The sequence below is a fragment of the Sphingobacterium sp. UBA6320 genome, assembly GCF_002440335.1.
Taxonomy (GTDB): Bacteria; Bacteroidota; Bacteroidia; order Sphingobacteriales; family Sphingobacteriaceae; genus Sphingobacterium.
This window is the reverse complement of record NZ_DJTA01000011.1, coordinates 113,301-124,599: the sequence shown is the minus strand read 5'-3', so window position 1 is coordinate 124,599 and position 11,299 is coordinate 113,301. Positions and strand designations below refer to the sequence as shown.

The following is an 11,299-nucleotide window of genomic DNA, read 5'->3' as shown; positions in this document are numbered from 1 at the left end:
TCTTTTTATTTGTTATAACATTGTTTTATTTCAAAATACCTATCATATATTTATTTTTTGATAATTATTATCTGCAAATACTTTTATGATTGTATTAGTGTTATTAAAAGTAAAAATATATGTCTTTTATCAATATTCCTAGATTTTGTTTTCAAATTAATAGAAAATTAACAATGTAGACATTGTTATTATCCCCATAGTTTATTGTTTTGAACTAAATTATTCTTATTAACAAATAAGGTTTCAATTTTGTTTTCTGTTTTTTGTTTTCCGTGAATTTTTTATGTTTCAATATTTTCGTTATGTATTAATTTTATCCATAAGTTTAATGTGCAACTATGCTTATTGTAATTATTTACGGTGCGTGTTGTAACTTATAATATAATTATATTTCTTTTTAGCGTTTTGATAAAAAAATCAGGGTGCTGTTATAAAATATTTTAATTTTATTTCTGATTACTTATGTTTAATTTTAAGTATATATATTGTATGAAAATTTGATATTGATTATTCTTGTTTGATGAAAGCTAAATCGTTCTATTAATTATTGAATCCATTTTTAGAAAAATGGATTCAATAATTAAAATTTCATAAATAGTTTTTTTATTGGAGATATGAGATCAAGCATTATGTTGCTAAATCAGTTCATCTATATGGTTTATTTTTATTTATAAATTTTAGCTGTAGCTATATGTTTACAAAATATTTTATTGCATAAAATTGATGATTTACATTAAACCAAAATTGTTTATGAAATGAATTTAATTGCTTAGTAAACTATACTTGATCAGCGGCAAAAAAATTGAATTAGTACGCTACTTTATTCTATCTTTTAAATCGAAATTTGCATGTAAAAAGGTAAAATATCAACATCATTAATAGTCATGTGGAGATGAACGGGATGACGATAAAATTTTTAAAAAAATATCAAAATCTAGTGTGTTTGGTAACAAGTTTTAGTAAAATTGTATCTGTGGCTAACGAATTTTTCTGTAGGTCATGATTAAAATTGGTTATAAGGCGAATAGCTTCTTAATTGTAGTTGATTATTTACAAAAATTATTTATATAGGTAAGAAGCTGATGTAGCTGATAGATTATTACTTATTTTGGTGCAGTATTTCATATTCGCTGTATTTTTTAAGGGGCCATAATCGGTTAAAACTGAAAGTGTGGAAATTCAAATGGAAGGATGATTGCGATAAAATTTTTAAATAACATAAAGAATATTCTCATCTACCTATATAAAGAGTACTTTTCCAAAAGAAAGTGCTCTTTTTTTGTTCATGTAATTTCCCTACATTTAGGTTGTCCATCAAATTGGATATGAACCTAAAATGAGCTTTCGCTATGATATAGGCCTATTGAGAGCAATTGCTGTATGCTTTGTTTTATTTTATCATTATCAAATTCCTTTTTTCGAAGGTGGTTATATAGGTGTTGATATTTTTTTCGTCATCTCTGGATTTTTGATGACCAAAATTATATTAGCAGATGTCAAAAATAAGAGCTTTTCTTATCTTGATTTTGTTTGCCGCAGAATAAAGCGAATCGTACCGGCCCAACTTTTTGTAGCGACAGTTATGCTTCTTGTGTTACCGTTATTGTATTTTGATGTTGATCTCAAAATGAATGCGAAATACATCGCAGTAAGTCTTGCATTTATTTCCAATATCTATTATGCCACACTATCGGGTGATTATTTTTCTCCGGAATATCAGGATAATCTATTCTTGCATAGTTGGTCGCTAGCAGTAGAATGGCAATTTTATCTCCTTTATCCCGTTATTTTGTTGCTATTAAGAAGAATGTATTTTTATCGATTTCATCGTTTTCGATATTTCATGATCGGACTTAGTATTTTATCTTTTACGGCTGGGCTGTGGTATCCCTATGCTCAATCTTGGAGTTTTTATATGATGCCTACCCGAGCTTGGGAATTTTTACTTGGAGCTCTAGGATTTTTGTATAGTCGGGAATTGCGCTATGCATTCAAATCAATACTTGTTCCTATTACTGTAGGTATGCTAGGTCTTTTGTTTCTTTCGGTAATATTTTTCGATATTGGACATGCTTGGCCTTCAACCATGATCGTAATTCCGGTGATAGCGACTATGATTATACTCGCTTTGGATATTCAATTCTCCTGGTATAAAATTCCTGCCATACAGTTTTTGGGAAAAATATCTTATTCGCTCTATTTATGGCATTGGCCGATATATGTATTATATAAAAAATACGAATTTTTGATGCAATCTCCTTATTGGATTTTTTTGGTGTTCTTTTTATCATTTTTCTTTGCAATAATATCTTATTATCTAGTGGAAAGGAATAAAAATAACCTGAGTGTGAAAAAACTGATGATAGTAGCTTTTTTTCTGATATCCTATTCGATGATTTTATTTATTTGGCCCAAAAATATGATTTGGAATTATGTTCGCAGAATAGATTCATCATACATCCATTATTTCCAATATGAGGAATATCAGCATTTAAACCCGTGTAATTGTTATATCACTCGTAGTGACCGTTATGATGACTATGATCAACATACCTGTCTAAAGATAGATTCGGCAAAGGAAAATATTTTGTTGATGGGTGATAGCCATGCTGCTCAACTTTCAACGGCTTTGAGAAATGTTTTGACAAAAGAACAACACTTACTGGAAATGAGTTTAAGTTTAACTTTCCCTTTTCCAAGTCCGAAAGGTTATCAAAAGTCGGTTGATTTATGGCGCTATTTTTATCAAGAATTTTTACCTCAAAATCACGAGCATGTTCATAAGATATTTATTTCTGTGCATTGGTTGATGCATAACTATGATGAAATGAATTATACTCCAGCAGAAATTAAGGCGGGTCTGCAACAGATTATTAATATTTTTGATCACTATGGTATAGACTATTATTTTATTGGTCAGATCGAATCTTATCGGATCCCCTATAGACAGATTGCTTTAAAAAAATTGTTCAATCCAGAAATGAATGAATACGAGTACAGTGTCGAGGAGGCAAAGGATGTAAATAATTTTATGAAGCGAATAATACCATCTGGTCATTATATAGATCTATATAAAAATAAAGAAATAGCCCATCATTCGGTTAAAGAACATATGCCTTATATTTATGATAGGCATCATCTGACGGATTTTGGTGCAAGGGAAGTCGTTAATTACCTGACTAGACATGGATATTTGTAATTGGTACAAACATCTATAAATATGATAAAAGGCAATATTGTCAAAAACATTGCCTTTTATCATATTTATCCAGCGATAATATGCTGTCCATTTTCCGTATTAATATGATCCATTAATGTGTGATTGAGGATGTTGCAGGATTTTAACATTTCTCTTACTGGATATTTATCAACAATGTTTTTTAAAGATTGTAAGTGCTTCTCGTGATGGAGATCTGTGCCAACAAAATCATACATACCAGATTTGACTAATGTCATGGCAATCGCTTTTACATCTACACCATAATATCTACTAAGGGACAATAGATTTAATTGTAACAAGCAGCCTGCATCTTTTATTTGCTTATATATACCAAAATTAGTGTGATAGTAATTGTAGCGTTCGGGATGTGCTAAAATTGGTTTATATCCTAATTTCTGTATGTTTAAAATAGTTTGAAATAATGCTTTTGATTCGGATAGGTAAGACATCTCTATTAAAACATAGCCTCCTGGGATCAAGGATAAATCATTGTTTTGAATAAGCATATGTAGACCGTCGTCAATCATGTGTTCGGCAGCAGCGAAAATCTCAATATCACTTCCTGCTTTTTTTAAACCTTCGCTCAAGGCGTGATGTGCGTTTCCGATCGTAAATTTGGTGTTAGGATGTACGCCATCCATAATATGGGGTGTACATATGAACTTTTTAAATCCTAAACTGTTAAGTTCCTTAATAAACCCTAATGACTGTTGCACTGAAGTACTGCCATCATCAATCCCTGGAAGTAGATGATTATGCATATCGACTTCTAGAAAATCCAACTGGGTTAACGATCTAACGGAAGTGGAATTTTTCTTTTTTGTAAATAGATTGCTAAAAAAAGCCATTTTTTGATACTAGTAATTGTTTTTCAATAATGTTGATTTAATGCTATTAATAGTCGTCGTGTATAATTTAAAATAAATGTTAATTGTCGGCGATCATGTGTTATTACCACAACATTTTTTTTCATTTCTATTATTGGCTATGTCAAACAACATGCCAAATTTTTTGTAATTCATTTCTTTGTAGCCTTTGTAATATCAGGTCAACTGTTTGAAAAATAGTTGTATTTAGTCTTATTTCTTTGAGAATTATGATCTATTGTAAGATTGTTGTTATTTAATCATAAACGAGATGATTTCTGATAGGGGTCTTTGGTTAAATTACTAATTAATAATATTTTATCAAGTGATGTTTAAATTGTCAAATTTTAATTATCTTAGTATATATCAATTAACATAAAAAAGCATGTGACCTAAAATGTTTCCATGTGTTATGTGATGAACTAACCAGTGCTAAGAACAGAGTATAAATTAATAATTAGGTTATGATTGGTTTTTTAGCTGCTGTCAAGAGCTGCTTACGTAAAGATAATCCTCGGTCGGTCATTTTAATGATCGATATGTGCTTAGTGTTTTTAAGCTATGTCATTTCTATTTATGTTCTATATAATTTAAAGGGATTTTCTAATACATCCTTTGTTTTGAAAAAACTGATCCTAATAGGTCTAGTATATTTCATACTTTTCCTCTATAAAAGTACTTATAAAGGTATTGTTCGTCAAACAGGTATTAGAGATACGGTGAAAATTTTTAAGACCACGGGAACTGCATATATAATTCTGATTGGATTGATGATTATGATCAGAGCAGAGGTAGAGAAAGACAGCCTTGCAGGAGAATATTTACGGATCCCATATGGCGTATTGACTATGCAGTTTTGTATTTTGATGTTGCTTATGGTCGGGGCGCGTGTAATTTACCGTACAATTTTTGAATACTTAGTTTTACCACCCAGAAAGATTGAGAATATCTTGATTTTTGGAGCTTCTAGACCTGGTATTTCTACATATTCCATGTTAAATGAAGATTCTGAAGTCAAATACCATGTTGTTGCTTTTGTAGAAGATCAGATATCTCGTGTAGGCAATAGGTTGGCAGGTTTGAAAATTTTAGATATTACAGAGGTTACCCAAGATTTTATCAAAAAAAATCAGATATCTGATGTGGTTATTGCAGTAGAAAATAATGATCCTGAACGTTTACAATATGTGTCTGAATGGTTTCATCAGTTGGGATTAGAACTGAAAATAATGTCTCCTGCACGTATTTTGCCGAATTCAAGTGTCAAGCGTGAAATTCGTCCTTTGGAAATCCATGATCTACTTGGAAGAAAGGCCATTCAATTGGATCGTCAAGAAATCGATGCAGAAATGGATGGGAAAGTCATCCTGATTACAGGTGCTGCTGGTTCTATAGGATCGGAATTGGCTAGACAGATTGCACAGCGTCCATATAAGAGATTGATTTTGGTGGATCAGGCAGAATCTGCTTTATACGATATACAGCAATCAATCCGATGTACAGAGTCAAAAAACTTACATTGTGTGGTGGCTGATGTTCGAAACTATGCTTTTATGCAAAAAATATTTGCAGATTATCATCCTGATTTAGTCTTCCATGCCGCTGCTTATAAACATGTCCCATTGATGGAGGCAAATCCATACGAATCTATCCAAACCAATGTCTTGGGCAGTAAAAATATTGCAGAATTATCGATGCAATATCAGGTTAAGAAAGTGGTTTTAGTTTCGACAGATAAGGCTGTTAATCCGACGAACGTTATGGGAGCAACTAAGCGTATAGCAGAAATATATATCAGTAGTTGTAGTGGAAAATCCCTTACCCAGTTTATTATTACAAGATTTGGCAATGTCTTGGGATCCAATGGCTCTGTAATTCCTTTATTTGAAAAGCAGATGGCTCAAGGTGGGCCGTTAACTTTAACACATCCAGAAATCACCAGATATTTTATGACTATTCCAGAAGCTTGTTTACTAGTTCAAGAAGCGGGTGTAATGGGTAAAGGAGGGGAGATATTTGTATTTGATATGGGAAAGTCAATTCGTATTATTCATCTAGCGAAACGTATGATTAATTTAAAGGGATATCGTTATCCTCAAGATATTGATATTCAAATTGTCGGTCTAAGGCCTGGTGAAAAGATTTATGAAGAACTTTTAGCAAATAATGAGAATACAATTAAAACGCATCACCCTAAAATCATGATTGCTCAGGTGAATCATGATAACTTGAATGGAAAGATGGAGTTAATCAATGATTTATGCCAAATGATTTTACAAGCTCAAATAAATTTGCCCAATTTTATGCATTTGGTCAGGTGTATGAAGAAAATTGTCCCAGAATTTAGATCTCAAAATTCAGAATTTGAGATTCTTGATACTGAATTACGAGGAGAGGATGAAGTGCCGATCTATCCCATAGTTAAGAATGCATAATTTAAATTTGAGTTGTAGTTTACAATCAAGATATCAGTAATCATGACTCAAGTGAACGGAGCATAATGATGACTCTATTTAAATTACTTGATACAATCTGTTTGCATGTAGTGAAGTAACTACAAATTGATGAATACTCCTCTATTTTAGCTGCTTTTAGGATATATGGATGATTAAAATAGTTATTTTTGCTTGTATTTTAAATCACAAATAATTCGGCATTAGGCAAAAATATCTAGGAAGATGTTGGCGTTCATCTGTTAACTGTAAAAATACGAACTCTTGTCCACAGTAAAAAAGAAAAAGACATTCCTGCTCAGGAAAATATTAATAGCAGCACTTATTGCTTCTTTTGCTTACCTCATGACGATATTTATATATCAGTACTTTGAGCAGCAAAAATTAAAAGAACGGCTTAATGCGGCCTATGCGGCTTTGAATGAGCGATCATCTGGATTATACGGCTTGTTTTCTGTGTATAATGAAGCGGACAACCTTTTTCGATTATATACCGTCAATTTTGATAAAAAAAACTACGATGCCTATAAAAATAAGTTGGACACGGTCAAATTATTTGTTGATTCATTATCCAAATTAACACTACATGACCACAATTTGGAAGTCAGTGCTGCGGATGTTGCTCATAAAAAGAGATTATCCACAGAATTTGCTTCCCTCAAGCACACGGTCGATCAGCTGATCTTTTTTACCAGTGATTCTTTGTCAACATTATCTTCGGAAACTAAAACATCTTATCGGGAGCCTAAGTTTGAGAAACTGGATTCTATTGTCAATCGGATCATGAGCGATAGCTCTTTCAATACACTCAAACGCGATACGACAATCCGAAAAAAGGAAAAACTATTTAACCGGATTTTTAAAGCTAAAAATGATACACTAGTTGCCAGTACCATCACACAGGATTTTAGCACGATCCAAAGAGATGTGATTTCGCGTAACATCGAATATTTGATCCAACAAAATAGAAAGGTGTACCGCGAGAATTTAAGCGCACTTCAAGAGAAATTTACGGCACTGCAAGATAAAGAAAAGGAACTTATTCAAGCTAATCGTGACTTGTTGGACAATCTGCGAAAAGGTATTGATAAAATCAGGGATCAGGAGACGGTACAGCTTCGTCAAGCGCAGGCAAAGGATCTGACGCTCTATCAAGTAAACACGGTTAATTTCAGAAATCAACTGGTTGCATCGTTTATTATTATCCTCTTGTTAATTATCATCACCTTTTTCTATCAGTCCAACGCTGTTTCATATGAACGGAAACTACAAGAGGAGCGGGATTATGCCGATAAGGTAGCTGCTGAAAAAACGACCATTTTGGCCAGCGTAAGCCATGAGGTTCGCTCACCGATCAATTCATTGCTCGGTATCATTGATATTTTGAGAAAGAATAATGACAATAAATTGATTCTTCCGGAATATTTGGGTTCGGCATCGCATGAAATTGAGGTGATCAATACGACGGTCAATGATATTTTGAATTTGAGTAAATTGGAGGCTGGCGCACTGGAGGTTCAATACGAGTATTTTGCAGCGTATCAATTGCTCTTGGATATCATTAAGGTTCATGAGCATCAGGCTTCAGTAAAAACTATCAGACTCGTGGCTAAAATTGATATTGATCCCACCTTACTCATTTATAGCAGTGCTTTTAGAGTCAAACAAATTGTCTCAAACTTATTGAGCAACGCCATTAAGTACACCCCAAAAGGAGAGGTGTATGTCGCTGCATCCATGAAAATCAAAAATGGTGAATCATTTCTTTCTGTTGAAGTGAAGGATAGTGGTGTCGGTATTTCGGAAAAAGAGCAGGCTCTGGTCTTTAGACAGTATTATATGGCTGGTGCTAAAAATCAGTCGAGTAGCTTTGGTCTTGGTCTGTATATCTCCAAATTATTTGCCGAGCAACTAGCAGGAACCATAGATCTGGTCAGTGTACTGGGAAAAGGATCGACCTTTACACTATCAGTGCCTATCAAGCAGACGAAGAAGATCGAGCAGGTGCCACAAACGTATGTGCTGGAAGATCTTCCTGATATAGATATAGTAATCATTGAAGATAATCGGATCAATATTCTTTATCTGAAACATTATTTTAAGAATTTTCCTAAAATACATATTTTTGAAAAAGGGGAGGCCGCACTAGCCTATATGGAAGAGCAGCCTGTAGAAATTGTGATTACCGATCTGCATATGAACGATATGGACGGCTGGGAAATTCTAAATCGGGTTCGCAATAATCCAGCATGGCAACATATCCGAGTTTTTGTTTTTACAGCCGATAGTATGTATATGGAGGTAGAACAGCAAAAGCATCAAATTTACTTTGATGCTAAGCTGAAAAAACCGATGGATGCCCATGATCTTGTTTCTTGTATTAAGGATGTAAAGTGATCAGTGTAATTTATTGTTTAATATAAGCTTCATAGGCATGTGTCAGAATCTGACCATCCTCAGTTACGCGATTGAGTGTTCTATTATTCTCCAAAACATAGCGTAAGGAGGTTTTTTGATTGTTTTTCTGCGTATTCAAGATCACATTTTTATTGTCTGCGATCGTGTATGATCCTTCTTCATAGATGCTATTGACCTTATCGCCTTTTATACGCACGATTTCATAGGAGTAATCTGGCTTAAAATGTAATTTGAGATAATTATCGCCTCCCCCATAAATGATTTCTGAGGACATATCTTTTCTGAGCCAAACGGTTTGGCTTAAGATATTGATTTCTTCGGGTTCAATGTTTTCTTTTGAACTGCATGCCGCTGAGCACAGCGTAATCGTTAGCAGGACAAGTGCTAAAATCTTTTTCATAAGGGTAATATATGGTTATGTAAAATGACAAACTAAGTGCTCTTTTATAAATGTAATGACCTGTATTCGATTACATTCAACGTTTTATAAAGCAAATATAACAGCACGAGAAGCTTTTATATAGAGACCCTGGGGTTCTATTTGTAATAATTTACCGTTAATATTAAGCTATTTTTTCAAATACTTAAAATCTTATTATTAATGCGCAAAAAAATGATTCAACGTGATCAAAAAGATCGGATGCTTTGCTCATTAATTACAAAATAAAACAAAAGTATGAGCCCTGTTACGAAAATTAAATGCTTCTGTTGGGGTAATGAAAAATTGTGGACAAAGTCTAAAGATTAAAGAAACACCCGATTAGGTGTTGCCCATTACATATAACTGTGTGAGGTCTGGAGTGGGGTTACCGCCTATGGTTTCAAGTGTTATGGCGAAGGCCTGTGCTGCTGGGATCTGGTGCATTATAGTCACCTGGTCGGTTTTGTCCAATGGCAATACACCTGCATCGACAGGTTTGCCATCGACGATTGCCCATAGCTGATACTGCTTGCCTTTTGGTGCAGCAGGTAGATTTTCTAAGCTCAGGTATACATCTGTTGTTTTTGTATTCCAAAAAACATGGGCTTTGAGCTGCGGGTGCTGCTCCACACCGGCCAGAGTCACGGTCTTGATCACGGGGTCTTGCAACAATTTCCATTTCTCTTGGATATGTTGAAGCTTTTGCTCAGTGGACTGGTTTTCTACTAATGCCTGCACCAGCATATCTTGATCATTGACACTTTGATTGTGGTAAAAGATATTGGCACCGATACTGGCCACCAGTAATATCGAAGCTGCAATGGCCCAATTGCGTGCGGCCAATGTGCGTAATGGTCTTTCTGCTGCAGATGATGGTGACGCCATCGGTTTGATGGACGCAAGATCTTGTTGTTGTGGTTCCAATGGACTCGAAGAGGTCGTCTCCTGTTGCGATAGTGTATTCCAGATCGCAGCTTTCAGTTCGGGAGGAGGGGACATAGCTTGACGAGTAGCAAGATCTTCTAAGGTCATTTCTGCCTCCAAAATCGCTTGCTCTACTTCAGTATTATGTTGACGTATGCACATCAAGATACTCACCTCTTCTTCACTGGCGAGACCCATCACATACGCTTCTATAATTCCTGACGATATGTATTCTTTAGTATCCACTGTTATTCGTATTCTTTAAGTATTTTTTTTAATTCTAAAAGTGCGCCCCGAGTACGGGTTTTGATCGTTCCTAAAGGAATATTCAATTTCTCAGCAATCTCCTGCTGCGTGTACCCTTCGTAATACGCCATCTCAATAAGCTCTCTCCACTCTGCTCGTAATTCATTCAATACATTTTTAAAACCAATATGATCAACGTGTGTCGAGATGCTAAAGTTATGTCTTTCTTTAACATCTACGATATCTGGAAGAGATTGGTTTTTTTGTTCGTTTTGAACACTCTTAGATTTGACATAATCGATAGCCGAGTTGCGGGCTATATTGATGATCCAAGTATAAAGCTTGCCACGTGCCGCATCAAATGAATCGATATATTTCCATATTTTGACAAATACATCCTGAATTACTTCATCCGCATATTCTTTTAACGACACGATCCGGATCACGATTCCATAGAGCGCCCCTGCATAATGATCGTATAGATAATTAAATGCACGTTGATCCTTCTTTTGCAGTAAGGAAATGAGGGTGTCTTCTTCTAAATGGTGTATCGGGCTCAATCAATTAGTCTTTGAGTTCCAAATATATGTATTTAGATTAATAAATTATGCATCTCTTTAAAAATTTAATGCATTGGTAATGATGCACTAACATCGCAGCTCTTTTTTATCTTTAAAATAGTTGTTGCACATAAAATCCGCTTGCACCATAATGTCGTATATGATAGAAATGACATCTTTAAAAAACTAAG

At 34.2% G+C, this 11,299-nt stretch carries 7 protein-coding genes; 3 read left to right on the top strand and 4 right to left on the bottom strand.

What is annotated here, in order from left to right; genetic code table 11:
* Nucleotides 1–1,336 precede the first annotated feature (1,336 nt).
* Nucleotides 1,337–3,199 (top strand): acyltransferase family protein, encoded by a 1,863-nt coding sequence (locus tag B3P23_RS07225; RefSeq protein WP_293925255.1) that lies wholly within the window; start codon nucleotides 1,337–1,339, stop codon nucleotides 3,197–3,199.
* A gap of 65 nt (nucleotides 3,200–3,264) precedes the next feature.
* Here B3P23_RS07225 and B3P23_RS07220 read toward each other — a convergent pair whose 3' ends face one another.
* The gene (locus tag B3P23_RS07220) at nucleotides 3,265–4,068 is read right to left on the bottom strand and encodes a tyrosine-protein phosphatase (protein ID WP_248755430.1); all 804 of its coding nucleotides are present in this window, start codon (nucleotides 4,066–4,068) and stop codon (nucleotides 3,265–3,267) included.
* Between the two features lie 482 nt (nucleotides 4,069–4,550).
* On the opposite strand from B3P23_RS07220, the gene B3P23_RS07215 reads away from it, so the two are divergent.
* Both B3P23_RS07215 and B3P23_RS07210 read left to right on the top strand, forming a co-directional pair.
* On the top strand, nucleotides 4,551–6,521 hold the full coding sequence (locus B3P23_RS07215) for a polysaccharide biosynthesis protein (RefSeq protein WP_293925254.1): 1,971 nt from the start codon (nucleotides 4,551–4,553) through the stop codon (nucleotides 6,519–6,521).
* A gap of 282 nt (nucleotides 6,522–6,803) precedes the next feature.
* Nucleotides 6,804–8,936, top strand: coding sequence for a hybrid sensor histidine kinase/response regulator (locus tag B3P23_RS07210; RefSeq protein ID WP_293925253.1), 2,133 nt, complete (start codon nucleotides 6,804–6,806; stop codon nucleotides 8,934–8,936).
* Nucleotides 8,937–8,946: 10 nt separating this feature from the next.
* Here B3P23_RS07210 and B3P23_RS07205 read toward each other — a convergent pair whose 3' ends face one another.
* The 3 genes from B3P23_RS07205 to B3P23_RS07195 form a co-directional block, all read right to left on the bottom strand.
* Nucleotides 8,947–9,357 (bottom strand): hypothetical protein, encoded by a 411-nt coding sequence (locus B3P23_RS07205; protein ID WP_045753577.1) that lies wholly within the window; start codon nucleotides 9,355–9,357, stop codon nucleotides 8,947–8,949.
* A gap of 360 nt (nucleotides 9,358–9,717) precedes the next feature.
* Nucleotides 9,718–10,548: an anti-sigma factor gene (locus B3P23_RS07200; protein ID WP_293925252.1), complete on the bottom strand. Its 831-nt coding sequence runs from the start codon at nucleotides 10,546–10,548 to the stop codon at nucleotides 9,718–9,720.
* Between the two features lie 2 nt (nucleotides 10,549–10,550).
* Nucleotides 10,551–11,108, bottom strand: coding sequence for an RNA polymerase sigma factor (locus B3P23_RS07195; protein WP_293925251.1), 558 nt, complete (start codon nucleotides 11,106–11,108; stop codon nucleotides 10,551–10,553).
* Nucleotides 11,109–11,299: the final 191 nt, after the last annotated feature.

Excerpts from the sequence above, each read along its gene's own strand:
- B3P23_RS07215 (WP_293925254.1), top strand. The coding sequence starts at position 4,551 with ATGATTGGTTTTTTAGCTGCTGTCAAGAGCTGCTTACGTAAAGATAAT.
- B3P23_RS07220 (WP_248755430.1), bottom strand. The coding sequence starts at position 4,068 with ATGGCTTTTTTTAGCAATCTATTTACAAAAAAGAAAAATTCCACTTCC.
- B3P23_RS07205 (WP_045753577.1), bottom strand. The coding sequence starts at position 9,357 with ATGAAAAAGATTTTAGCACTTGTCCTGCTAACGATTACGCTGTGCTCA.
- B3P23_RS07225 (WP_293925255.1), top strand. The coding sequence starts at position 1,337 with ATGAGCTTTCGCTATGATATAGGCCTATTGAGAGCAATTGCTGTATGC.